Annotated in this window: 23 protein-coding genes; 22 read left to right on the top strand and 1 reads right to left on the bottom strand. The window is 38.2% G+C overall.

Annotated elements, in window-relative coordinates; genetic code table 11:
* The first annotated feature begins 100 nt into the window (after nucleotides 1-100).
* The 5 genes from ESZ48_RS10650 (at nucleotide 101) to ESZ48_RS10630 (ending at nucleotide 9,410) form a co-directional block, all read left to right on the top strand.
* Nucleotides 101-1,081 carry an alpha/beta hydrolase gene (locus ESZ48_RS10650; RefSeq protein ID WP_129017466.1) on the top strand — a complete coding sequence of 327 codons (981 nt, stop codon included), beginning with the start codon at nucleotides 101-103 and terminating at the stop codon, nucleotides 1,079-1,081.
* A gap of 190 nt (nucleotides 1,082-1,271) precedes the next feature.
* On the top strand, nucleotides 1,272-3,653 hold the full coding sequence (locus ESZ48_RS10645) for a glycoside hydrolase family 31 protein (protein WP_129017464.1): 2,382 nt from the start codon (nucleotides 1,272-1,274) through the stop codon (nucleotides 3,651-3,653).
* A 5-nt stretch (nucleotides 3,654-3,658) separates the two neighbouring features.
* Nucleotides 3,659-5,080, top strand: coding sequence for an alpha-amylase family glycosyl hydrolase (locus ESZ48_RS10640; RefSeq protein WP_129017463.1), 1,422 nt, complete (start codon nucleotides 3,659-3,661; stop codon nucleotides 5,078-5,080).
* 2 nt (nucleotides 5,081-5,082) lie between these two features.
* Nucleotides 5,083-6,744: an alpha-amylase family glycosyl hydrolase gene (locus ESZ48_RS10635; protein WP_129017461.1), complete on the top strand. Its 1,662-nt coding sequence runs from the start codon at nucleotides 5,083-5,085 to the stop codon at nucleotides 6,742-6,744.
* Between the two features lie 293 nt (nucleotides 6,745-7,037).
* Nucleotides 7,038-9,410 (top strand): GAF domain-containing protein, encoded by a 2,373-nt coding sequence (locus tag ESZ48_RS10630; protein ID WP_129017459.1) that lies wholly within the window; start codon nucleotides 7,038-7,040, stop codon nucleotides 9,408-9,410.
* Here the strand turns inward: ESZ48_RS10630 and ESZ48_RS10625 are convergent.
* Nucleotides 9,407-10,684: a Pycsar system effector family protein gene (locus tag ESZ48_RS10625; RefSeq protein WP_129017457.1), complete on the bottom strand. Its 1,278-nt coding sequence runs from the start codon at nucleotides 10,682-10,684 to the stop codon at nucleotides 9,407-9,409. The two genes, ESZ48_RS10630 and ESZ48_RS10625, sit on opposite strands and share 4 nt — an antisense overlap.
* Nucleotides 10,685-10,831: 147 nt before the next feature.
* Between ESZ48_RS10625 and msrB the strand changes: the two genes are divergently transcribed.
* The 17 genes from msrB (at nucleotide 10,832) to ESZ48_RS19570 (ending at nucleotide 26,164) form a co-directional block, all read left to right on the top strand.
* Nucleotides 10,832-11,290 (top strand): peptide-methionine (R)-S-oxide reductase MsrB, encoded by a 459-nt coding sequence (gene msrB / locus ESZ48_RS10620; RefSeq protein WP_129017456.1) that lies wholly within the window; start codon nucleotides 10,832-10,834, stop codon nucleotides 11,288-11,290.
* Nucleotides 11,291-11,308: 18 nt separating this feature from the next.
* Nucleotides 11,309-11,899, top strand: coding sequence for a peptide-methionine (S)-S-oxide reductase MsrA (gene msrA, locus ESZ48_RS10615; RefSeq protein ID WP_129017454.1), 591 nt, complete (start codon nucleotides 11,309-11,311; stop codon nucleotides 11,897-11,899).
* A gap of 42 nt (nucleotides 11,900-11,941) precedes the next feature.
* A complete protein-coding gene (locus tag ESZ48_RS10610; protein ID WP_129017452.1) occupies nucleotides 11,942-12,211 on the top strand; it encodes a GNAT family N-acetyltransferase in 270 nt (89 codons plus the stop codon).
* 91 nt (nucleotides 12,212-12,302) lie between these two features.
* Complete coding sequence (locus tag ESZ48_RS10605; protein WP_129017450.1) at nucleotides 12,303-13,865, top strand: protein adenylyltransferase SelO; 1,563 nt, start codon at nucleotides 12,303-12,305, stop codon at nucleotides 13,863-13,865.
* 53 nt (nucleotides 13,866-13,918) lie between these two features.
* On the top strand, nucleotides 13,919-14,413 hold the full coding sequence (gene msrA, locus ESZ48_RS10600) for a peptide-methionine (S)-S-oxide reductase MsrA (RefSeq protein ID WP_129017448.1): 495 nt from the start codon (nucleotides 13,919-13,921) through the stop codon (nucleotides 14,411-14,413).
* 92 nt (nucleotides 14,414-14,505) lie between these two features.
* The gene (locus tag ESZ48_RS10595; RefSeq protein ID WP_129017446.1) at nucleotides 14,506-14,787 is read left to right on the top strand and encodes a DUF427 domain-containing protein; all 282 of its coding nucleotides are present in this window, start codon (nucleotides 14,506-14,508) and stop codon (nucleotides 14,785-14,787) included.
* Nucleotides 14,788-14,793: 6 nt separating this feature from the next.
* Entirely contained in the window at nucleotides 14,794-15,312 is a 519-nt protein-coding gene (locus ESZ48_RS10590; RefSeq protein ID WP_129017444.1) for a peptide-methionine (S)-S-oxide reductase, read from the top strand.
* Between the two features lie 12 nt (nucleotides 15,313-15,324).
* Nucleotides 15,325-16,545 (top strand): bifunctional alpha/beta hydrolase/OsmC family protein, encoded by a 1,221-nt coding sequence (locus ESZ48_RS10585; RefSeq protein ID WP_129017442.1) that lies wholly within the window; start codon nucleotides 15,325-15,327, stop codon nucleotides 16,543-16,545.
* A 220-nt stretch (nucleotides 16,546-16,765) separates the two neighbouring features.
* Complete coding sequence (locus ESZ48_RS10580) at nucleotides 16,766-20,467, top strand: metallophosphoesterase (RefSeq protein ID WP_129017440.1); 3,702 nt, start codon at nucleotides 16,766-16,768, stop codon at nucleotides 20,465-20,467.
* Between the two features lie 39 nt (nucleotides 20,468-20,506).
* Nucleotides 20,507-21,823 (top strand): DUF2254 domain-containing protein, encoded by a 1,317-nt coding sequence (locus ESZ48_RS10575; RefSeq protein ID WP_129017438.1) that lies wholly within the window; start codon nucleotides 20,507-20,509, stop codon nucleotides 21,821-21,823.
* 65 nt (nucleotides 21,824-21,888) lie between these two features.
* Nucleotides 21,889-22,749, top strand: coding sequence for an acyl-CoA thioesterase (locus ESZ48_RS10570; RefSeq protein ID WP_129017436.1), 861 nt, complete (start codon nucleotides 21,889-21,891; stop codon nucleotides 22,747-22,749).
* Nucleotides 22,750-22,855: 106 nt separating this feature from the next.
* Complete coding sequence (locus ESZ48_RS10565; RefSeq protein WP_129017435.1) at nucleotides 22,856-23,542, top strand: glycerophosphodiester phosphodiesterase; 687 nt, start codon at nucleotides 22,856-22,858, stop codon at nucleotides 23,540-23,542.
* Entirely contained in the window at nucleotides 23,539-24,762 is a 1,224-nt protein-coding gene (locus ESZ48_RS10560) for a BaiN/RdsA family NAD(P)/FAD-dependent oxidoreductase (RefSeq protein ID WP_129017433.1), read from the top strand. The genes ESZ48_RS10565 and ESZ48_RS10560 overlap by 4 nt, the downstream gene beginning before the upstream one ends.
* 347 nt (nucleotides 24,763-25,109) lie before the next feature.
* Nucleotides 25,110-25,355 carry a hypothetical protein gene (locus tag ESZ48_RS10555; protein ID WP_129017431.1) on the top strand — a complete coding sequence of 82 codons (246 nt, stop codon included), beginning with the start codon at nucleotides 25,110-25,112 and terminating at the stop codon, nucleotides 25,353-25,355.
* Entirely contained in the window at nucleotides 25,345-25,617 is a 273-nt protein-coding gene (locus ESZ48_RS10550) for a hypothetical protein (protein ID WP_129017429.1), read from the top strand. The genes ESZ48_RS10555 and ESZ48_RS10550 overlap by 11 nt, the downstream gene beginning before the upstream one ends.
* A 2-nt stretch (nucleotides 25,618-25,619) precedes the next feature.
* Entirely contained in the window at nucleotides 25,620-25,949 is a 330-nt protein-coding gene (locus ESZ48_RS19575) for a DUF1697 domain-containing protein (RefSeq protein WP_129017427.1), read from the top strand.
* Nucleotides 25,937-26,164 (top strand): hypothetical protein, encoded by a 228-nt coding sequence (locus ESZ48_RS19570; protein ID WP_129017425.1) that lies wholly within the window; start codon nucleotides 25,937-25,939, stop codon nucleotides 26,162-26,164. Before ESZ48_RS19575 ends, ESZ48_RS19570 begins: the two co-directional genes overlap by 13 nt.
* Nucleotides 26,165-26,209 lie beyond the last annotated feature (45 nt).

Raw genomic sequence — 26,209 nt, 5'->3', positions numbered from 1 at the left:
GTTTTACTAAAAATTTCACGAATTTCAATTCGTAATCCGCTAAGTTTTGCTAAAAAACAACCTGCAAGGTTTTGAAAACCTTGTAGGTTTAAAACAAAAGATGAAAAGAATTATTTACATACTTGTCATTTTCATTAGTTCACTTTCTTGTGAAACTAAAAAAGAAAAGAAAATTATCATTAAGCCAGCAGACACATCCAAGGTTCAAACAGAAACCATTGAAGGCGATTTTGCCGGAGGCACCTTGTTGCGAATTGATGATTTTCCATCCAATTATATTCCGCCAAGAAAAGTTGATATCTGGTTGCCAGAAGGCTATTCCAATAGTAAAAAATATGCCGTATTGTACATGCACGATGGGCAAATGTTGTTTGATAGCACCATAACGTGGAATAAACAAGAATGGAAAGTGGATGAAACATCCAGTCAATTGATGAGAGACAGCATCACCAGAGATTTTATTGTTGTCGCCCCTTTCAATATTAACGATTTGCGCCACAGTGAGTATTTTCCGCAAAAACCTTATGAATCCTTGCCAAAATCGGTTCGGGATTCTCTTTTTGAACAAGCCAAGTTGGACAATTTTAAGTTTGATACGGTCACCTCAGATAACTATTTGGGCTTTATCGTTAATGAGTTAAAACCTTATGTAGATGCCAATTATTCGGTGTTGACGGATAGAGACAATACATTTGTTGCAGGATCAAGTATGGGTGGATTGATTTCTATGTACGCCATTTGCGAATATCCAAAAGTATTTGGAGCCGCGGCCTGCTTATCAACCCATTGGCCCGGAACGAATCCTAATGATGGCGATTTATTGGCCGATACCATTTTTGAGTATATGAAGGCCAATTTGCCTTCTCCAAAAACTCACCGATTTTATTTTGATTACGGAACGGAAACATTGGATAAATTCTATCCGAAATACGCACAAAGAGTCAACTCGATTTTTAAGGAGAAGGGATATGACCAATCAAATTTTAAAAACCTGAAATTTAAAGGCGCAGAACACACAGAAATCTCATGGCAAAAACGATTGGATATTCCGTTGACGTTTTTGTTGAGAAGGACTGAATAGGACGTTATCAGACCTAACAGGTTTTTAAAACCTGTTAGGTCTTGAAAATCTTAACCTGTCAAAACAAGCAAATTAATTCCTTCCCTTGCTCATTGAGCTTGTCGAAATGAAGGGAATGTGGCTTTAATTCCCGGAAAGGAATTAAAGTCCTGTCTGCCGACAGGCAGGCGGAAGGGTAAAAACTTATCAGATGAAAAATTATATTATAATAATATTCCTATTCGCATCACTCCTGGGCTTCTCCCAAAACCCAAACCGAACATTTGAATCCTTTACTTACGATAACAACGTGTTGGAAATAAAAGTCAACGATGGTGCTTATAAAATCACGCCCTACAGTGAGAATATTGTTGAAACCACTTTTATTCCTAACGGAGAAAATTTCAATGAAAACTCACACGCGGTTGTTCTAAAACCACAACATGTAAAATCAGAATTGCTTAAATCCGATGCTTCTTATGAGTTGAAAACCACTGGAATTTCGGTTACCGTCCAAAAAAAGCCTTTTCAAATTTCATATAGTTATCGTGGCAAGCCCATCATCTCAGAAAAAATGGGCTACGTCAAAAACGACAGTTTGGAGACCATTCAATTTAATCTTGAAAAAGACGAAATTATCTATGGAGGCGGTGCAAGGGCTTTGGGAATGAACCGTCGCGGTCACCGTTTGCAACTTTACAACCGTGCGCATTATGGTTACGAAACCCATTCGGAGTTGATGAACTATACGATGCCAATTATGATGTCATCAAACCAATACATGGTCCATTTTGATAATGCACCTATCGGATTTTTAGATTTGGACAGTAAAAAAGATAACACCCTGACTTATGAAACCATTTCTGGCAGAAAAACCTACCAAGTTATTGTGGGCGATTCTTGGACAGATCTGATCGATAATTATACCGATTTAACTGGGAAACAACCTATGCCACCACGTTGGGCCTTGGGGAATTTTTCAAGCCGATTTGGCTACCATTCCCAAAAAGAAGTTGCGGCCACAGTTCAAAAGTTTAGAGATGAGAGAATTCCGTTGGATGCCGTGATCATCGATATTTTTTGGTTTGGAAAGGACATTAAAGGTCATATGGGAAATCTGGAGTTTTTGAAGGATTCCTTCCCAAATCCAACTCAAATGATCAAGGATTTAAAAGCTGACCATGTGAACACCATTTTGGTAACAGAGCCCTTTATTTTGACCACTTCCAAGCGTTGGCAAGAAGTCGTCGATAAAGATGTCATGGCGAAAGATTCTGTTGGAAATCCATACACTTTCGATTTCTATTTTGGAAATACCGGATTGATCGATATCTATAATCCGAAAGGAAAAACTTGGTTTTGGGATATTTACAAAGGTCTTGCTGAAATGGGTGTGACGGGAGTTTGGGGCGATTTGGGCGAGCCAGAAGTCCATCCATCAAAACTACTTCACGCTACAGGAACGGCAGATGAAGTCCATAATATTTACGGGCACGATTGGGCAGGATTGATTGCAGAAGGTTATAAAGCTGATTTTCCCAACGAACGTCCGTTTATTTTAATGCGTGCAGGATATTCGGGATCTCAGCGTTTTGGCATGATCCCATGGTCAGGAGATGTCAACAGAACTTGGGGCGGATTACAAAGTCAACCCGAAATTGCGCTGCAAATGGGCATGCAAGGTCTGGGCTACATGCACTCTGATCTGGGCGGATTTGCGGGCGACAATCAGGATGCAGAACTTTATACACGTTGGTTGCAATATGGCGTTTTCCAGCCTATTTACCGTCCGCATGCTCAGGAAGAAGTTCCTGCAGAACTGGTTTTCTGGGATGCTAAAACGATGGCAATGGCTAAGAAATCTATCGAATTGCGCTACAGATTATTGCCTTATAATTATAATTTGAGCTTTCAAAATCACAAGAAAGGCACACCGTTAATGCGACCGTTATTTTTTGAAGACGACTCAGAAGCACTCAAAACAGAGGCTTCGGAATATTTTTGGGGCGATGATTTTTTAATCGCACCCATTCTTAAATCTCAAGTTACTGAAAAGGAAATTTACTTCCCTAAAAACGGTAATTGGTTCGATTTTTATACTAATGAAAAGTTTGAAGGTGGAAAAAGAGTCACCGTTAAAGTTGCCGAAGATCAGATTCCGACCTTTGTACGTGGTGGTGCTTTTATTCCTATGGCAAAACCGATGCAAAGTACCAAGGACTATGATGGGAACACTTTTGAATTGCATTACTATTATGATGCTTCAGTTTTGGAAAGTGAAGGGCAACTATATAATGATGATGGATTAACGGCCGATGCCTATGAGAAAGGACACTATGAACTGATGGTCTTTTCATCAAAAGTGAGCGCGAAAGAAATTGAAATTGAACTTTCAACTGATATTGGTTCGGATTATCAATCGCAAACTAAGTCAATTGAACTTGTCCTACAAAACATAAGTGTGAAACCAAAATCGGTTAAAATAGGACGTAAAAAAACGGACTTCACTTATAATAAAGATCAAAAAACCACAACTATTCCTTTAAAATGGAACACTTCAAAAGAATTAAAACTAAACATCAAATTAAAATAAATACCATGAAAAAAATCATTTTGGCAGTCTTCAGTTTTATGCTGATTGTTGCTTGCAAAGAGGAAAAGAAAGTTGAAGCTATCATTGCAGAAGCGACTCAGGAGGAAATTCAACCCATTAGCGATGCCGTGTTGGAAACTGCCGTTATTTATGAGGCCAACATTCGGCAATACTCGCCTTCGGGACATTTTGATGAATTCACAAAAGATATTCCGCAGTTAAAAGAACTGGGCGTTAAAGTGATTTGGTTGATGCCAATTTTTCCAATCAGCGAAACCAAACGTAAAGCTACCGGTGGAGAGGACAGTAAATTTGCCTCCGATTTTCCAGAAGCGGAGCAATCAAAATACCTGGGCAGTTATTATGCCGTATCCGATTTCACCAAAATCAATCCAGAGTTTGGAACCCTTGAAGACTTTAGAAATTTGGTCAAAACTGCGCATGAAAATGGCATTTATGTTATTTTGGACTGGGTGCCAAACCACACAGGTTGGGATCATGAATGGATCAAAAGTCATCCAGATTATTATACAAAGGATAAAGATGGCAACATCACACATCCCGTAGATACGGATTGGACGGATGTAGCCGATTTGAATTATGACAATAAAGAGATGCGCAAAGAAATGATTGCCGACATGCAATATTGGTTGAAGGAAGAAGGTGTTGACGGATTTAGATGTGATGTGGCTGGCTCTGTTCCAACAGATTTTTGGCAAGAGGCGATTCCGCAACTCAGAGAAACAAAAGACATCTTTATGTTGGCTGAAGCTTGGGAACCTGAATTGGCAAAAGATGATTTGTTTGATGCGGTTTATGGATGGGATACACATCACGCCATGAATGCTATGGCTAAAGGAGAAAAAGGTTTAGACGCTTGGAAGGACCGATGGGCGGAAATTGAGTCCATCTACGAAAAAGATGATATTATTATGAACTTTGTAACCAACCACGACGAAAATTCATGGAATGGCACCATCAATGAACGTATGAAAGGCGCTGCACCGTTAATGACCGCGTTTAGTTACGTGATCCCAGGAATGCCGTTGATCTATTCAGGCATGGAGTATGATTTGGACCACCGATTGAAGTTTTTCGAAAAGGATTCCATTCCTAAAACGAAAGCAAAAATGTGGCCTTTGCTTGAAAAACTCGGAAAGTTGAAAAATACAAACCCTGCTTTAAATGGTGGGAAAAATCCAGCATCTTATAAAAATCTGGAAACTACAAACGATAAGGTATTGGCATTTCAACGGAGCAAAAATAATATCACCGTCACTTTTGTTGGGAATTTTTCAAATAAAGAGCAGTCGTTTGCTGCGCCTCTAAAAGGAAGTTTTACAGATTATATGACTAATGATCCTATCGAAATGAATGACAATGTGCTTGTTTTAAAGCCTTGGGAATATCGAATCTTAACAAATTAATTATGAGGAATTTTTTATGGTGTTTTCTTTGTAGCTTCGTTTTATTAAGCTGTAAAGAAGAGAATAAATTGATGACAATAAAAGAGAAAAAAGAAGCGCCTTTTATTTGGGAAGGTGCCAACCTATATTTTTTGCTGACGGACCGTTTTAATAATGGCGATACCTCAAATGATGTAAATTTTGATCGGACAAAAGAAACCGGCAAATTAAGAGGTTTTGAAGGAGGTGATTTAAAAGGCATCACACAAAAAATAGAGGACGGGTATTTTTCCGACTTAGGTATTAACGCTATTTGGATGACGCCTATTGTAGAGCAAATCCATGGCGGCACCGATGAAGGCACGGGCATTACTTACGGATTTCATGGATATTGGACCAAAGATTGGACGGCTATTGATCCAAATTTCGGGACTAAGGAAGATTTAAAAGCTTTGGTTGCCGCAGCACATAAAAGAGGAATTCGGATTTTACTGGATGCCGTAATCAATCATACAGGTCCGGTTACCCCAGTGGATCCTGTTTGGCCCGACGAGTGGGTGCGTACAGATCCTACCTGCGATTATACATCTTATGATTCGACCATTTCATGTACGCTGGTGAAAAATCTTCCAGATATTAAAACAGAAAGTGATGACGCTGTTGATTTGCCGCCACAACTTGTTGAAAAATGGAAAAACGAAGGGCGTTATGAACAGGAAGTTGCCGAGTTGGATGCTTTTTTTGAGCGTACTGGACATCCCAGAGCACCACGTTTTTATATCATAAAATGGCTAACGGATTATATTACCGAGTTTGGAATTGATGGCTATCGCGTAGATACGGTAAAGCACGTTGAGGAAACTGTTTGGACAGAGTTTAGAGCGGCATGTGATTTCGCCTTTAACGAATGGAAAACCAACAATCCAGAGGCCGTATTGGATGACAACGAATTTTACTTGGTAGGAGAAGTTTATGGTTATGGCATTTCAACAGGGACATCTTATGATCTTGGGGGTACCTCTATTAATTATTTTGAGGATGCGTTTAACAGTTTGATCAATTTTGAATTTAAATATCATGCCGCAAAACTCGATTATGAAAGTCTGTTCAATAAATACACGAACAAACTTGATGGTGACTTGAAAGATTTTGGCGTCTTAAATTATTTATCGTCACATGACGATGGTGAACCTTTTGATCCTAAACGAGAAAAATCGTTTGAAACTGCTACAAAATTATTATTGGCTCCTGGAACGTCACAAATTTATTATGGTGATGAATCTGCGAGATCCTTGGTTATAGAGGGAACTGTCGGTGATGCCACCTTAAGATCTTTTATGAACTGGGATCAGATGGCATCTGACGAAAATACCCAATCGATTTTAAACCATTGGCAAAAATTGGGTCAGTTCAGAAAAAACCATCCTGCCGTGGGCGCTGGGGTTCATCAAATGATCACCGAAAGTCCGTATGTGTTTTATAGAAGCTATACTTTAGATGATTATGAAGATTTGGTCATTATAGGTTTAGATCTTCCAAAGGGTCCTAAAACTTTAAACGTGGGCAGATTGTTTGAACATGGTACGCCATTGCGTGATGCCTATTCTAATCAAGATGTGGTGGTTGAAAATGGTGAAGTTAAAGTGGATTCCGAATTTGATATGGTGCTATTAGAGTTGAAATAATATTAAGTGAATTAAGGAGCAAGCTGGGCTTTTTTAATTTTTCATTGGTCTCAAATAAAGTTGAAACTATCTGTTTTAAGTGGATCTAACTTTAACCGCTAAAAATTTTGACACGAATCTAACAGAATTTCAGTCTATTGTAAAACCTCATGTCAGAACGTTTTAGGTTAAGATGGCTCTTTTATATCAATTGGTTTGGCTAATCAAAGAATCGTGGCGTTTTATTTAAAGCGGCGCGATTCTTTTTTTATAGCCTCCTCAAAAAGTCGTAAATTTGAGAAGATGTAAAAGTTATGAGAGATATCAATGATCAATTGGATTCGCCGTTAGCGCTCAAAATAAGTTTCGACAAGCTTTTGGAGCGTTATGAGACAATGGCGCAAAGTGATGATCCTTTTATGGTCGAAAAAGCGGAGCGTGTGTTGCAAGCTGGGAATTCTGTTCCTGAGCTAAGAGATGGTTTCAGTGATCCTACATTGCTGGAGACTTATCAAAAGGAAATCCAGATCATTCTTGAGGATTCTTTCAGCGAGGTTCTCACCCTAAACGAAATCAAGACGGCATCAATGCCGTTGCACGACCTCAATTTCAATGCGTCATCACGATTCAAATCCATCGTTGAAAACGCCGGTCAGGATTTTAGTTTAAAAATCTCCAATATGCCCGAAGATGATCATTACAGGGTAGCCTGTACCATCATTTTATACTTTTATTATGGCTATCAGATGAGTTTTAAAAGGTCTCTCTTTTACGAGATCCCAGATGCCAAGGGGATTTTACGAACTTATAAAATCTTGTTCAATGCCGATTTTGCCGAGGTTGTGAAAACAGCGTCAGCACCAGAGATCACTGAAGAAGATTACCGTTTGTTGTTGGGTAATTTTGAGGATATTGATTTATGGCGAGAGAAATTTCCTCCCCATAGTTATATTTATAAAGGTTTTACGATTAACAATATTTTTGATGTTACCGATGATCGGTCAATTTCTGATATCAAGTCCACGTTGTTGATCTCTGGAAAACGGAAGAATGATAATTTCATTGATGATTTTCAAGTAACGTTTGAATCTTTATTCAATATTAAAAATCTAAAAGTGGGTTTTGTTATATATAATAAGGAAAGTCAGACTTTTGAACGCGTTGAAGGAAAGTTTATTGAGAGTTATCTGCTTACGGATACGGCCATAGTGCCTTGTCAGAGTGCGCTTTGTGGCGATTCTTACAAATCACTTATTACCGAGAAAGAATATTTTTCAATTTTGGATGTGGAACAATGCTATCACAAGTCGCACGAGCCATTCTATAAAAATTTATACGATCAGAATATTAAGAGTGCCATCTTCGCACCCATCTCCAGTGAAGGGGGGTTGTTGGGAGTGTTGGAGATAGTTTCCCATAAAGTAGATGAACTCAACAGCGTGAATGCTAATTTATTGAGAGACGTCATGCCTTTTATTGTGTCTTCAGTGTTGCGATCAAAAGAGGAGGAAAAACATTTGATTGAAGCTGTTATTCAGCAAGAGTGCACCTCCATTCACCCAAGTGTGTCCTGGAGATTTGAGAATGCTGCGCGGGCTTTTCTTGACAATAAAAGAATTGAAGGCAAGACCGTTGCTTTTGAAGAAATTACTTTTGAAGATGTCTATCCACTCTTTGGACAAATTGATGTTATGGGCTCTTCGGAAACGAGAAATGAGGCGACACGACAGGATTTGTCCTTACAATTAAGTTTGTCAAAAGAAATAATTGAAGCGCAATTAAAAAAGGAACGCTTACCTATTTATGAGCAATTGTTACATCAGTTAGAGGTCTTTTTTAATTCCTTGGATCATCAGTTTATAGTCGATAGTGAGCAAGAAATCGGTAGCTTTTTTGAAAATGAAATCCATCCTTTGTTTGAGTTTATTGAGCAAAAGAATAATGCGCTTCGGAAGCATATTGAGAATTATTTCGCTAAAATAGACAGGAGTTTAAATCTCATATATTATCATCAGAAAAACTATGATGATACCATTGCCATGATCAACAAAAATATGACCCATATTCTTGATCATAAACAAGTGGAAGCGCAACACATGTATCCACATTATTTTGAGCGTTATAAAACAGATGGCGTGGAACATAATATGTACATCGGAGAATCCATAACAAAAGAGTATGGTTTCCATAAAATATATCTTTATAATTTAAGGCTTTGGCAGCTCCAGGTCATGTGCGAAATGGAGAATGAGTTTTATAGAAACAAACCCGATTATCCTTCATCTGTTGATGTGGCCTCAATGGTTTTGGTGTTCAATAAACCTTTGACCATTCAATTTAGGATGGATGAGAAACAATTTGATGTGTATGGCACCTACAATGCAAGTTATGAGGTGGTTAAAAAACGAGTGGACAAAGCGCTCATTAAGGGTACAAATGAACGCGTGACCGTAAATGGTAAATTGACCATCATATATTCTCAGAAAGAGGATGAGGAGGCTTACCTGAAATACATTAAATTCTTACAATTTAAAAAAGTATTTGACACCCCTATTGAATTGCTGGAATTGGAAGATCTTCAGGGCATCGCTGGTTTAAAAGCCATTCGAGTACCTATTTTGTACAATCATCATAAGGAAAATCACTATTTTACCTATGATGATTTGATCAATGAAATCCAATCCTAAACATAATAATTTTGCGATGTTCTTTGCTGAGGTTCAATGATGTTTATGGCTTGGTCTCCTGATTTTAAAACTTCATCAATATTAGCGTTTGGTGAGAATTTAAAAGAAACGGCAAAAGCAATGACGGATATAATCATGCCCACCATAAAGACGGTATAGGTCACTCTTAAAATGCGATATTTTCGATCCAAAACCTTTCCTAAAAAGTAAAGATCCTTTGTCAAGGAACTGTAGACGTAATTTTTATCTTTTAAAAGCTCAGTAATTGCCCATTCAAAATCTTCAAGTTTCATTTTATGGAAATTACCAAAAAAGGTCAGGTTCACTTTTTGGTTTTTTACATCATCTTTCGTGAATTCCCCGCTGGTGATATTTGGTCGTGTCGCGATGATGGATAGAATCATAGAGGTAATGCTGGAGAGCATTAAGATAATAGTTGGTACAATTAAAAATTGATTGGCTGGATTGTCAAATTTTGAGAACAAAGTGGAGAGCATCAACGATATGATAATTGCATTAACTGACAATAAGATGTTAGCTTTTGTATCGGCAATATCACTTAATTTGATATGATTCCTCAAGGCAGTTCTATAAAACGACTGAATGGCGCGCTCCGGACTCGCATCCTTGGCTTTTGCTTTAAACTGCGCCTTCATTTGTTCTTTCTTGTGCTTCTTTTTTTCTTTCCTTTTGGATCTGATGAGCTCAGCTAAATTAATCTCCTTTTGTTGCTGCCAATTTCTTAAGGCATAATCGGTATAAAATTGATGTTTTTGTGACAGCACTTCAATGTTTTCTGCCAGCCATTCTGAAGTTGTATAGGTTTTAACCTCTTGTAATTCCAACTCTTTTCGCAAAAACTCACTTGCTTCGTTGAAATAGTCCTTACCGAAATGAGAGGCATCAGCATCTCTGATTATTCTTTCGAGTTCAGTTTTTGGAGTGTCCTTAAATTTAGTTCCCATAATACATTTATTGACGGCGTCAATAATAGACTTGTCTACTTGTTGTTCTTCCAGGAATTTGGTGGCTATCTTAACACTTTCTTCTTCATGGTCCTCTCTTTTCTTGATGTAGCCAGTATCGTGAAGTAAGGCAGCAAGTTGGAGAATTTTGGAATCATCAGCAGTGACCTCAGAATTATCAAGAATCTCATTCACGCTTCGCAATACGCGTTTTGTATGCGTGAAATTATGGTAAAGAAAGGTGTTGGGTAAGTCTTCCTTAAACAGATTAAATACAAAATTTTCAGTTTTTGTGATGATATCGGCCATAAATTTGATGTAAAAAATTTCTCATACAAAGTACTAAAAAATAAGTGAAGAATTTGGATTCATTGACTACTATTTGTAATGCAAAACGTTAAAACCCGACCAAATACATATAATATTTTTTAACTTTAAGAAAAATACTTAAACATTATGCTTACATGGAAGAATGTGATGGAATTTGCCGTAAAAGGAAATCCAGAACCAGAAAAGAGAGTTGAAAAATCAGAGGCTGAATGGCGAGAACTGTTGACTCCAGAACAATTTAGGGTGGCAAGACAAAAAGGTACCGAAGCTCCCGGAACAGGTGCGCATTGCAATGTCTATGATGAAGGTCAATACAATTGTTTGTGCTGCAATACGCCTTTGTTTGACTCCACTATAAAATTTAAATCCAGTTCAGGCTGGCCAAGTTTTACCCAGCCTATTAAAGAAAATGCCATAAAATATGAGAGGGACACCTCATTTGGAATGGTCAGGGTTGAAGTGATGTGCAATGTTTGTGATGCCCATTTAGGACATGTGTTTCCTGACGGGCCAGAACCAAGCGGTTTGCGTTATTGTGTCAATTCTGAATCTATGGTTATGGAGACTTCTAAAAAGGAAGTGTGATCAATTAATAGAAAGATTATGTCGGATAAAAATTCAGAAATGATGACTGTTGGAGGTGGTTGTTTTTGGTGTATTGAAGCGATTTTTAATGAAATTAACGGGGTTGATACAGCGGTGTCAGGTTATATGGGTGGCACGGTTCCTGGGACACCTACCTACAGAGAAGTATGTTCGGGGTTGACAGGTCATGCTGAAGTAGTTCAGGTGAGTTTTGATTCTTCTGCTATCAGTTATAAGGATTTGTTGATCGTTTTTATGACCAATCATGATCCTACCATATTGAACGGACAAGGTGCGGATATTGGGACGCAATACCGCTCTGTTATTTTTTATCACAATGAAAAACAAAAGCAGATTGCCGAATTGGTGGCCAATGACATAGCACCATCTTATGATAAGCCCATCATGACGGAAATCAGTCCTTTAGAAACTTTTCATAAAGCAGAAGAGGTTCACCAAAATTACTATGCCAACAATCCAACCGCTGGGTATTGTAGTGCAGTCATAACCCCTAAATTGGCCAGGTTACGTAAAATGCACGCCGATAAAATCGTGCAACCTCAACCTGCAAGGTTTTCCTCCTTCGGCGGACAGGTAAAAACCATGTAAGTTTAATTATAAATTATAGTTTAATTATAAAACATCAGAAATATGAAAGTGATACACGATAAAGACAAGCGTCAATTTACTATGGAAGTTGATGGCGAGGATGCAACAGTGGACTATACGCTAAAAGACGGAAAAATGTATTTGGAGTATAGTGAAGTGCCATTTAATATCCGTGGACAAGGCATTGGGAAAGTACTCGTAGAAAAGACTTTTGAGAAATTAACCGAAGAAGGTTATCAAGCCGTTGCGGTTTGTGACTATATAAAATCCGTCGCCAGAAATAGTGAAAAATGGAATGCCATTATAAAATAAGCGATAATGACATTCAGAATTCTTGTTCTGAAATTTAAATAGACCTTTCAGGTTTTCAAGACCTGAGAGGTCTTAACAAAAAATACAATTAATGAAACTCAATATAAAAGATAAATTCACCACACAACTACCAGCAGATTCCAATTTGGAAAATACAAGGCGACAGGTGACTGAAGCGTGTTTTTCGTATGTGACCCCAAAACAAACCTCTAATCCGCAATTGTTGCATGTTTCACCAGAAATGCTTGATAAATTAGGACTTACACAGGCTGATGCTAAATCTGAAGAGTTTTTGAAAGTCATGACTGGAAATAAGGTTTTGGAAAACACCACACCTTATGCTATGTGTTATGGTGGGCATCAATTTGGGAATTGGGCAGGGCAGTTGGGAGATGGGCGTGCCATTAATTTATTTGAGGTAGAACATGAAAATAAAAGCTGGGTCGTACAGCTGAAAGGCGCTGGAGAAACCCCATATTCCCGCTCTGGCGATGGTTTGGCAGTCTTGCGTTCCTCAATCAGGGAGTATTTATGCAGTGAGGCCATGCATTATTTGGGGGTGCCCACCACAAGAGCTTTGTCCTTAGCTTTATCTGGAGATAAGGTTTTGCGAGATGTGATGTACGACGGCCATCCAGATTTTGAAAAAGGCGCGATTGTCAGCCGGGTCTCGCCAAGTTTTCTGCGATTTGGAAGCTATGAAATCTTCGCCTCACGCCAAGATCACAAGACTTTAAAAATCTTAATGGATTTCACCATAAATCAGCATTTTCCGCATTTGGGGAAACCGTCCAAAGAAACCTACCTCCAATTTTTTGCCGAAGTTACCCAGCGCACCTTGGATATGATCATTCATTGGCAGCGGGTTGGCTTTGTACACGGGGTTTTGAATACCGACAACATGTCCATTCTGGGGCTGACCATTGATTATGGGCCTTATGGATGGCTCGAAGGTTTTGATTTTGGTTGGACACCCAATACAACAGATCGTCAACATAAACGCTATAGATACGGCAATCAGCCCAATATGGGATTGTGGAACTTATACCAGCTTGCCAATACACTGTTTCCATTGATTGAGGATGCGAAGGCTATCGAAACTATTTTAGAAAAATACACGACCGATTTTGAGTCAGAATCCTTAAAGATGATGCGTTCAAAATTAGGATTGAAAACTGAAAATGCATCAGATCACTTGTTAATGCAGGATTTAGAAGATGTATTACAAGTAACGGAAACTGATATGACCATTTTCTTCCGAAATTTGGGTAATTTTAAAAAGGATGAAGCTTCTGAAGGTCTCACAATTATTAACGAGGCATTTTATGTGCCCACAGAACTATTGGATACCATCCTTCAACAATGGAATGCTTGGTTTGATCGCTATGCAGAAAGATTACAATCAGAATCGATTCCAGATTCAGAAAGAAAATCGCAAATGAACGCTGTTAATCCTAAATATGTGCTTCGAAATTATATGTCACAATTGGCGATTGACAAAGCCGATGAAGGGGATTATACAGGCATCGATGAGCTATTTCAACTATTGAAACAGCCTTATGAAGATCAACCCAAACATCAAAAATGGTTTGCAAAGCGTCCGGAATGGGCACGCCACAAAGTAGGTTCTTCCATGTTATCCTGCAGTTCATAACAACATAACGAGAGTAACAATAAAAAATTAATTAGCAATTCAACATACAAACAATGAGCACAAATAAAAAAGCATATATAGCCGGCGGCTGTTTCTGGGGAATGGAAGACTTGTTTAGAGTCCGTCCAGGTATCATCGACACCGAAGTTGGATATATTGGAGGCGACAACGAGCATCCAACTTACAGAAATCATCCAGGTCACGCAGAAGGTATTGAAATTACTTATGATCCAAATGTCACCTCATTTAAACATATTCTGGATTATTTTTTTAGAATCCATAATCCTACAACCGTTGATCAACAGGGAAATGATATGGGTTCGAGCTACCGTTCGGCCATATTTTTTCAGAATGACGAAGAAAAGGCAGAGGCCGAAGAAGTTATCAGCATTGTAAACAATTCTCAAAGATGGGATGGTGAGGTCGTAACGACCTTAGAACCTTATTCTAAATTTTGGCCGGCAGAACCAGAACACCAAGATTATCTGCTTAGAAAGCCAGACGGTTACACCTGTCATTACGAAAGATTTGATCAACCGTTTATTTGATTTCAATGTTTGAGACTTTCTCATATTTCGAATAAGGGTAATTCTTTGCGAACATTGCGGTTCTGGAAAATTAAAATATAAAAAAATTAAATATGAAAGCCATTTGGAACCATAAGATTATTGCGGAAAGTGACGCCACGGTTGTAGTAGAAAACAACCATTATTTTCCGCATGACAGTATCAAAAAAGAATTTTTCAATACGAGTGAATCCCATAGCACATGTCCGTGGAAGGGTGAAGCTTCCTATTACACGATCGAGGTTGATGGCAAACAGAATAAGGACGCCGCTTGGTATTATCCTGAAGTTTCCGACAAAGCTCAAGCTATCAAAAATTACGTCGCTTTCTGGAAAGGTATTGAAGTCAAATCATAGAACTTAATGGTCATAAAAACTTCTAAGATTGGTTTTGGTGGCGGATGTCATTGGTGCACTGAAGCGGTTTTTCAGTCGCTTGAAGGTGTTGAGAAAGTTGAACAGGGATTTGTGGCTTCTACAAAACCAAATAATGACTTTTCAGAAGCCGTTATCGTTCATTTTAATTTTAGATGCATCACCCTTCCAACTTTAATTGAAATACATTTGTTAACACACAGCAGTAGATCCAACCATTCCATGCGCGAAAAATATAGATCGGCAATATATACGTTTGACGATGTGCAACAAGAGGAAGTGAACTCTTTAATGGTGGGGTTTCAAAGAAATTTTAATGATGAATTGATCACAAAGGTATTGCCGTTTAAAAATTTTGAATCCTCAGAAGAAAACTTTAAAAATTACTATTTTAATAATCCTGAAAAACCGTTTTGTGAAACCTTTATCAATCCGAAATTGAAATTGCTATTGCAACAATTCTCAGGATTTGTAGACCCTAGAAAAGTCGTTCATTTAAAAAATTAAACCAATTGTATTATGCAAAGCACAAAACTCAATATCCAGAACTCCAAAGGACTTCAACTGCAAGCCTATTTGGAACTTCCTCCAAATCAAAAGCCTAATAACTATGCCATTTTTGCCCATTGCTTTACCTGCAGCAGTAGTTTAAAACCTGTTATAAATATTAGTAGGGCTTTGACCGCACATGGTTTTGGTGTTGTGCGCTTTGATTTCACGGGCTTGGGCCAAAGTGAAGGCGAGTTTGCAGACAGTCATTTTTCGGCCAACGTGGAAGACCTTTTGGCAGTTAATGACTATATGAAAGAACATTATGAAGCACCATCATTACTTGTTGGGCACTCTCTTGGCGGTGCGGCTGTGATTGTAGCAGCGTCACAACTTGATAACGTAAAAGCTGTGGCCACTATTGGTGCACCATCAACTACGGAGCATGTAAAACGACATTTTTCACACCAGTTTGATGAGATAGCAGAAAAGGGTGATGTAAAGGTTAATATTGGAGGACGACCTTTTAAAATAAATCAAAAATTTGTGGATGATTTTGATAAGACCGACTTGCCAGCAATAACAAAACAACTTCGTAGACCCCTCCTGATTATGCACGCGCCGTTTGACAAGGTCGTGGGGATTGACAACGCACAAGAACTTTTTATAAATGCATTCCATCCTAAAAGTTTTGTCAGTCTGGATGATGCCGATCATTTATTACTGAAGGAAAAGGATAGTAATTATGTTGGTAATTTGATAGGCGCTTGGGTTCAAGGTTATTTTGATACCAGTAACCATGCTATTTTAAATACAGAAGGTGAGCAGTTGGTGGGGCATTTAAATCTTTTGGAGGATAATTTCACAACCACCTTACAAACTAAAAATCATAGTTTTATTGCTGATGAACCCAAGAGTGTTGGAGGCGATGATTACGGGCCTTCTCCTTATGATTATTTGAGTGCAGGATTGGCCGCATGTACCGTAATGACTTTAAAACTTTATGCCGAACGAAAGAAATGGGATCTTCAGGAAGTGTTCGTATATATCACCTATTCCAAAAAACATAGTGAAGATTTGATGCAAGAATTGGAGAAACCAGCTCGTTTTGACCACCTATTGAAAAAACTTAAATTTGTCGGTAACTGGGATGATTCACAACAAGAAAGATTAAAAGAGATTTCCTCAAGATGTCCAGTTCATAGAACACTATTAAGCGAGATTGTTATAGAAACAGAAATAATTTCTTAAAATAAGCAGACATTCAATTTGACAGGTCATCTAAATAAATTAATTTGTTGCTAATAAAATAGAAACGTTTCTTTTTATAAATGATTTCCTTAAAACGTTCCTAATTGAATGCAAATCAAAATACTAAGAAGTAAATGACTCGTAAATACCAGGCGTTTACTTCTTTTTACTAATTATAAACGCCCTCAGAAAAGACATTTAAAAAATAAGTCAAATATTAATGAACACGATTAAAAAACTTCCCTTAATTCTTTTAACTGTCTTATTTATTAATGCCTGTGCCTCCTATAAACCGCAATATTTAGATACAAACCACCTACAAAATATATTTCCAGAAAAGGAAGTGGACAAGGTTTTCTATTTGGTTGGTGACGCGGGTTTGTCTCCAATGAATGGGATGTCACAAGGATTGACTGCATTTAAGGATTTTATTTCTGATAAGGATACCCAAGACGATTATACCTTGTTTTTGGGAGATAATATTTATCCTTCCGGCCTGCCTCATATAGAACATAAATACAGAGGTGCCGCAGAAAACATGCTGAATGCCCAAGTGAAAGCGGTAGAGCCTTTTAAGGGTCAGAGTATCTTCATTCCCGGTAACCATGAATGGTATTCGGGTGGAGTCACCGGGGTGCGATTGCAAGAACAGTACATCAAGGAGGCTCTTGATGAAAATAGCTTTTTTCCTGAAAACGGTTGTCCTCTAAAAACCATTGAAGTAAGCGAAACCATTCACATGATTATCATCGATACGCAGTGGTATCTCGAAAACTGGGACCGCCATCCTACCATAAATGAGGATTGCGTTATTAAAACCCGAGAACGTCTCCTGTTGGAATTAGAGAGCGAAATAAAAAATGCGCAAGGCAAAACCATCGTCTTTGCGATGCACCACCCTATGTACACGAATAGTACACATGGCGGCCAGTTTGCTTTAGAAAAACATTTATTTCCCCTTCAGAAAAAAATCCCAATGCCTGGTTTGGCATCCTTAGTGGCGCAAATTAGAGCTCAAGGTGGTGTTTCCATTCAGGATCGGTATAATGAACTTTATAATGACTTGATGCATCGTTTGGAAAATTTGGCGACAGAAAATGGCAACATTGTTTTTGTCTCTGGACATGAGCATACGTTGCAATACATTGACAACGGAAACATCAAACAAATTGTATCCGGTTCTGGTTCAAAAACTGGGCAGGTTAATCTAAAGGCACACGGCGTATTTGCCTATGGTCTTCAGGGCTTTGCTGTGCTTACAGTGTTTAAGGACGGCAGCTCTTGGGTGCAATATTTTGGTGCTGAGAACAACAAGCCACATCTATTGTTTCAAAAGGAAGTGTACCCGCCTAAAAAGCAATATGATACCTCAGTCTTACCCGAATCTTTTCCAAATGAGGTTGAAGTTTCCATTTATACGGATGAAAAAACTGATCAATCGCCACTATACACATTGCTTTTGGGGGAAGACTATCGGGATGTTTACAGCACCCCTATAAAAGTGCCTGTAGCTACTTTAGACACCCTTTACGGAGGTCTAAAAGTGTTGCGCTCAGGAGGCGGGCACCAAGCCAAATCTTTACGACTCAAAACAAAAGACGGAAGGGAATTGAATATGAGGGCATTGCGTAAAAGTAGTACGCAATATTTAGAAAAGGTGCTTTCCAGAAACTCTTATATACCCGATGATTATGAGCAAACAGAAATCGAAAGTCTGATTTTAGACTTTTATACTTCAGCCCATCCGTATGCTTTTATGGCGATTCCAGACTTGTCTGATGCAGCCAAAATATACCATACCAATCCGAAAATATTTTATATTCCCAAGCATCGTTATTTAGGTGAATTCAATGCCGAATACGGCGATCAATTATATATGATAGAAGAGCGACCTGAGGAAACCTATACCGACGAACGTAATTTTGGATTTGCTGATGATATTGAAAGTACCTACGATATTCTCGAAAAAGTGAGAGAAGACGAAAAGTACAAAATTGATGAAAATGCTTATGTCAGGGCACGTTTATTTGATATGCTTGTTGGCGATTGGGACCGGCATCAAGATCAATGGCGATGGGCGCGATTTAACCAGGAAAATGGAGATCGAGTCTATAAGCCCATTCCAAGGCATCGGGATCAGGTGTTTTCAAATTTTGACGGGGTTTTGCTGGATCTTGTAAAAATCATTTCGGGATCTTCACGCCAACTTCAGGTATATGATGAAACTCTGGAAGATATAAAATGGATGAACAGCGCAGGTGTAAAGCTTGATCGGGCGCTCTTACAACAATCCGGCAGGGAAGCGTGGTTGAAACAAGCCAAATTTCTTCAAGAAAATATTACCGATGATGTCATAGAAAAAGCCTTTCAAAAAATTCCTGTTGAAGTTCAAGACAGCATCATTGATGACATCAAACTGAAGTTAAAAGGACGTAGAGGTAATTTGGAAGATATCGCTGCGAGGTATTATGACTACTTAAATGAATTGGTCGTATTGACAGGAACGGATAAGGACGACCACTTTGAAATTACCAGACTTGATAATGGTTTAACACAAGTGAAAATTTCAACACTCCATAATGGTGCTATTCTTGAACCTTTTATTGATCGTACCTATGATAGTAATGAAACCAAGGAACTATGGATTTATGGACTGAATGGCGATGATCATTTTGAAGTCAATGGGAAAGGCAAACAGTTAATTTTTACTCGGATCGTGGGTGGCCAAGGTCACGATGTTTACGATATTAAAAACGGTAAAAGAATTAAGATCTATGACCATAAATCGAAAGAGAATACGCTAGTAGAAAAAAGTGGGGCGACCGTTAAATTTACGGATGTCTATAATTTGAACGTCTATAATTTCGAAAAAACCCGAACAAAAACATTCTCAATGACGCCAGGTTTGAGTGTCAATCCTGACGTTGGTGTTTTGTTGGGCGCTTCGGCAGTCTATACGGTTAACGGATTTCAGCGCAATCCATATTCTCAACAGCACGCTATTGATGCACAATTTGCTTTTGATACAAATGGTTTTAGATTGGATTATGAAGGGGAGTTTGCCAATTTCTTTTTAGATTGGAATTTGAACGTGGGAGGTATGTTCACAACACCATCTTACACCACTAACTTTTTTGACTATGGCAATGAAACGGTTTATGATGCGGATAGTTATAACTTCAACCGTGTTAAAAAAAGCATCTATAGTGGTCAGATTGGTATTGTTAAGCGTTCTGCATTTGGTAGTGATTATGGATTCAGAGCCATTTTTGAAGGCATTCAATTAGAAGATTCTCCCGATAGGTTTATTACTACTTTTCAGCCCGCAACTAATCAAGAGTTTTATGAGAGGCAGTATTTTGGAGCATTAGAGGCTGAGTATGACTATTTTGCGGCCGACGACAGAATCAACCCTAGTAAAGGCATGGTTTTTAATTTAAATATGGGTGCCAAAACCAATCTGCAGGACATTGATGAGGTGTATGGGTATCTTAATTCCAATATTGGTTTCTATAACGCCCTGACCAAAGATAACACCCTAGTGCTCAAAACGGATGTTCGCGCCCAGTTCCGATTTGGAAATAACTTTCTTTTCTATCAGGCAGCGAATATCGGTGGAGAATCCGGAATGAGAGGCTACAGGGCAGAACGTTTTACAGGAAAAAATGCCATGGTCGCAAGTGCTGATGTGCGTTATAGTTTTCCTTCCATAACAACACGATTGTTACCTTTGCAGATCACCATTTTTGGTGGGGGAGATCTAGGGAGGGTGTGGATGAAAGGTGACTTTTCTAATAAATGGCATAACGATTATGGAGGAGGTTTGAGAATTACAGCGGCAAAATCGTTATCAGGAACATTCAATTTGTTTACTGGCGAAGATGGATCACGATTTTCATTCGGTCTCGGTTTTAATTTTTAAAAAGTCCGATAACCTACAGGGCAATTATTAAAGTAAATTATGAAAAAACATCTTTACAATCTTCTGGAATATATTATCAAGTTGGAGAGCAATATTGCCTTCTATCCATCATTGATCAGTTTGGGTGGTTTGTTTTTTGCTTTTTTCATGTATTATCTTGAAAGTTGGGGCGTATCGGAATATTTGGTTGAAAATGCCCCGCTTTTGGTGATTAATAATATTGATACTGCAAGAGATCTTTTGACCACTTTTATCGGCGGTTTGATTTCTATTATGGTTTTCAGCTTTTCTTTGGTCATGATCTTGCTCAATCAGGCTTCTAGTAACTTTTCGCCGCGTCTGCTTCCAGGGCTGATTTCGAACCGAAGACATCAGATTATTTTAGGGATTTACAATGCCACGCTGTTATACTGCATCTTCACTTTGGTTTCCATAACACCGCACGGCGATAAATATCAACTTCCTGGATTTTCAGTATTGTTGGCCATTATTTTTATGACGGTTTGTTTGGCTGCTTTTATATACTTCATCCATTCCATATCGCAACAAATTCAGGTGGGGACTATCATGGATAAGATTTTCGATAAAGCTTATAAAAGGTTAAGTGCCCTTATCGACAATGAGAAAACTACAGAAATCAGGTTTCCGGATACTTCAGATTGGAATGCAGTGGTTTGTGCGAAATCCGGTTATTTCCAAGATGTGAGTTTAAATTCCTTAGCTGAATTTGCGAAAGAAAAGCAGGTGAAAATTGAAATTATTCAAATTAAAGGTACCTATGTTTTTAAAGGACAGCCGCTTCTTAATTATTCTGGAGCTCAATTGGACGCTGATGCCATTGCAGATGTGTTGGACTGTTTTCATTTTTCAAAGAATGAACTTGTTGAAGAAAATTATGTGTTGGCATTTAAGCAAATCACAGAAATAGCATTAAAAGCGATGTCTCCAGGAATCAATGATCCAGGAACTGCCATTAATGCCATTGATTATATGACCGAGTTGTTTTCCCTTCGGATGAAAAAAAGGGATAGTAGCTATTTGTTTGATGACGATGATAATGCCTATGTGAGTATTAAAACGGTGACTTTTGAAACACTGATGTATAGCGTTATGGCGGCAATGCGGACGTATTGTAAGCACGATATTATTGTGGTACAAAAACTGTTCATGATGTTGGAGTTTTTGCTACAACAAGCTGATGACTTTGATCAAGACTATAAAAAGACCATCCTGAAGGAAATTAGAAATTTGTATCAGGATGCCATTGAAAATCAGAAAAATGACGCCGATTTGTCAATAATAGAAAGTAGAATGTCAAAGCTAAAAGCCTTAAATAATTCAGATTTTACGATTTAATTTACTTCTAGTTTCCTTTTTAGGTTCATTTAGATACCTTTGAAAAAGCTTAAAAAACACATCATATGACAAATGTTCAAGAGTTAATTGAACTCATTGCTTTAAAAGAAATCACGCCAACGCAGTTTGAAGGTCTTAGTAGTTTTGTAGGAAGTCCTAACGTGTTTGGCGGTCAAGTCTTGGCTCAAGCAATCAATGCTGCAACAAGAACCATTACCAATAAGCGTGTGCTCCACTCCATGCATTCCTACTTTTTGGAAGCAGGCAATTTGGAGCTGCCCATCGTTTATAACGTCAGTATCATCAGAGATGGCGGGAGTTTTTCTGTAAGACGTGTGACTGCGGAACAAAACGGTTTGACCATTTTTATCCTATCTGCCTCCTTTCAAATCATAGAAGAGGGTTATAATCATCAGGTTGAGATTAATAAGTCGATCAAACAGCCGGAAGAGTTAATGAGTTGGACGGAAATCTTGGATCAGTTTGGAGAGGTTATTCCTAAAAAAACAAAGGGTTTTCTTGAAGCCGATCGACCTGTCGAATTTAAACCTGTCGAACTTGCAAATCCTTTTAATAAGGAAGACTTGCCAGCATTCACCAATATTTGGTTTAAGCTAAAAGGCGATACTACAAATCTGGATTTGGCTACAAAACAGCAAATTCTGACCTATGTTTCAGATTATAATATTTTAGCTGCGGTCATGAACCGACATGCCAGTAAAGCGCATTGGGGAAATACGCAAACCGCAAGTTTAGACCATTCCATGTGGTATTTCAGGGATTTTGATTTTGACGATTGGTTGTTATATGCCATCGATTCGCCCAACGCCGCAGGTGCCAGAGGTTTTGCTAAAGGGAATATCTTTACCAGAGATGGAAAACTTATTGCATCAGTAGCCCAAGAGGGATTGTTGAGACCGAAATAAATTATAAAATTCCATTTTTGAAATTCCAAACTCCAACTCAACACAAGCCTTCCCGTACGTAGTTTTTGCGGCGGTAGGAAACAGAAACAAGAAATATCTACAATTCGTGAATCAACCCTTAAAAATCGGCCATAGAGGTGCCAAAGGACATATTGCCGAAAACACATTGGAATCCATACAAAAAGCAATGGATTTAGGTGTTGATGGTATCGAGATTGATGTGCATTTATGTCAGACGGGGGAATTGGTAGTTTATCACGATTTTACTTTGGAAAGATTGACAGATGGGACTGGTAAAATTGCCATGAAATCTCTTGACGAGCTCAAATCACTAAAAATTAATGGCCAATTTGAAATTCCGACCTTATTGGAAGTTTTAGACCTTATTGATAAAAAATGCATGCTGAATATTGAGCTTAAAGGAAATGGAACAGCATTCGAAACTTGTAAAAGCATCCAATTTTATACCGAAACAAAAGACTGGAAGTTTGAGGATTTTATCGTGTCGAGCTTTGACTATGACGAATTGAAAAGCGTTTATAATATCAACAAGAATATCCCTTTAGCAGTTTTGACTGAATCCGATCTGGATTCGGCTACTAATTTTGCAAAAACTATTAAGGCAAAGGCCATCCATCCCCATTTTGTTTTGTTGGATCATAATAACGTACAACAACTTCAAATATCAGGATATAAAGTGAATACCTGGACCGTTAATGCCGCTGAAACCATTGCGCTTATGAAGACTTACGGAGTTGATGGCATCATTTCAGATTATCCTGATAGATTATGAATGTAAAAGATATCATCATTATTGGAGGTGGCGCTGCGGGTTTTTTTGCGGCCATCAACATTGCAGAACGCCACCCGAATTTAAAAGTGGCCATCCTGGAGCGTGGGAAAGAAGGGCTTCAAAAAGTCAAGGTATCTGGCGGAGGTCGCTGCAACGTGACCCATGCGGAATTTGTCCCCTCAGAATTGGTTTTGAATTATCCGCGAGGTGAAAAAGAATTGTTGGGTCCCTTTCATCAATTCATGACTGGAGACACTATAGAATGGTTTGAAACACGTGGTGTGACGCTTAAAATTGAAGACGATGGTCGAATGTTTCCTATAACAGATTCTTCACAGACCATCATCGATTGTTTCTTAAATGAAGCCAAAAAACATAAGGTTGAAGTATTATACAATGAAAGTGTCAAACAGATAGAGCTTCGGGATGAAACCAAAGATGTTGATCATCATTTTAAAGTAGAAACACAGTCCGGATTGTTTTATTGCAATAAACTTGTTGTTGCCACAGGGAGCAATCCTAAAATATGGAAATTAATAGAAGGCTTGGGCCATAGTATTTCGCCGGCTGTTCCATCGCTTTTCACTTTTAATATCAAAGATGAACGTATTAAAGATATTCCTGGTGTGGTTGCGCAAAATGTGGAAGTAAAAGTTGTTGGCTCCGATTTGTTTTCTGAAGGGCCATTGCTCATTACCCATGTAGGCATGAGTGCACCTGCCATTTTAAAACTCTCAGCTTATGGTGCCATTGAACTTGCCAAGCGGAACTATAAATTTGAGATAGAAATTAATTTTATCAAACAGTCCTTTGAAGATTGTTTGGAAAATTTAAAAAACCTAAAACAAGAGTTCGCCAAAAAAACCGTGTTTAAATCCGCACAGTTTGATTTGCCAAAACGTCTTTGGCACAAATTGGTTGAAGCATCAGGAATGGATCAGGAAACCCGTTGGGCAGATTTGAACAAGCATCAGTTGGAGAATTTATCTACCCAACTGACTCAAGCCGTGTTTCAAGTGGATGGAAAAAGCACTTTTAAAGAAGAATTTGTAACGGCGGGCGGCGTTGATCTTAAAGAAGTGAACTTTAAAACCTTTGAAAGCAAATTACATAAAAATCTTTATTTTGCTGGAGAAGTCATTAATGTGGACGCAGTAACGGGAGGCTTCAATTTTCAGAATGCATGGACAGGGGCTTACCTTGTTTCTAAAGCGATTTGAAACGGAATATTGGAAGAACATTTGGTTTTATTGTCTAGTTAAACGCTAAAACTCTTCAATTTCTTAGCAGTAAATTTATTCTAGATAAATGTTTTAGCCACGTCCCGATGGCTATCGGGAACACGAATAACACTGTGTTTTCTGTTAGCCTTTACCGGTTATTTCACATAGCAGACTTTCGGTTTGTATGATTTTATTTCGAAAATGATAGTTTTGAATTCTTCAAAAGTCTCAGGTTCTGTTTTAGGTTTCGGCAGCATTTAGAAGTGTCAGTTTGATAATTGTCTTAAATATTTGAACCTGATATTAATATTTTATATATATTAGATATATAAAATCTATATATCATGGGCAAGACAAAAAAGCTGATCGAATTAGACAATAAGATCATTGAGATCTTGGAGAAACAGGCGAAACTTCAAAAGCGTTCTTTGAAAAACTACATTGAATTTACCTTAGAAGATACTGCCATACGTTATAGTGAACCGTCTGAAGAGTATAAAAAGATGATGGATGATATGATTCAAAGGGATGAAAAAGGAGAATTGAAAACATATACTTGGGACCAGATAAAAGCGCGGTATGGGCGTTAAAGAAGTGAGGTTTTCTGAAGAAGCCAGAATCGAGCTTCATAAGGCTAAATATTTCATGGAGTTTTTAGGGAAAGAGGACGCTTTTTGGGGAGATATAGATAAGCAATTAGAACTACTGCTACAATTTCCGTATGCCTTTCAGGAAAGATATAGAGATATCAGGATAGTGTCCTTGGATCAGTTTAATTATTCTATTCATTATATTCCAAAACCTTATGGTGTCTTGGTGTATCGATTTCTCAATAAAAATCAAGACTTTTAATCATGTCAAAATTCATCGCATTGTTAAAAGGCATTAACGTAGGCGGACATAAAAAAGTCCCTATGGCGGAGTTGCGCCAACTCTTGACCAAAGAAGGACTCCAGAACGTGCAGACCTACATCCAAAGTGGGAATGTCATTTTCGATGCGATAGATGATGCCAGGATGATCGAAGATAAAATACAAAAGGCCATCCATTTGCATTTCGGATTTGAAGTTTCGGTAATTGTAAAAATGGGAGACGAAATCCAAAGCATTTTTTCTGCCTGTCCATTTTCAAATGAAAGAAAGGAAAAGAGTTATTTCATAAAATTTATAAGATGCCTTCAATAGAATTGGTTAAAGAAGTATCCAAAATAACCTATGAAAATGAAGAATTCGTCATAAAAAAGGAGTGTCTTTATTTTTACAGCGCATCGGGGTATGGTCAGGCAAAATTCAATTGGAATGCTTTCGAACGAAAACTGAAAGTAACAGGAACTGCAAGAAACCATAATACCATGGTTAAATTGATAGCAATGTCAGCGACTGACGAAAAAGACCGTTAGATTTCCTATTTTTGCAGCTTTTAATTTAAATTTAAAATCTGTCTT

This window comes from Gelidibacter gilvus (assembly GCF_004115975.1).
Lineage (GTDB): Bacteria > Bacteroidota > Bacteroidia > Flavobacteriales > Flavobacteriaceae > Gelidibacter > Gelidibacter gilvus.
This window is presented reverse-complemented; position numbering and strand designations above follow the sequence as displayed.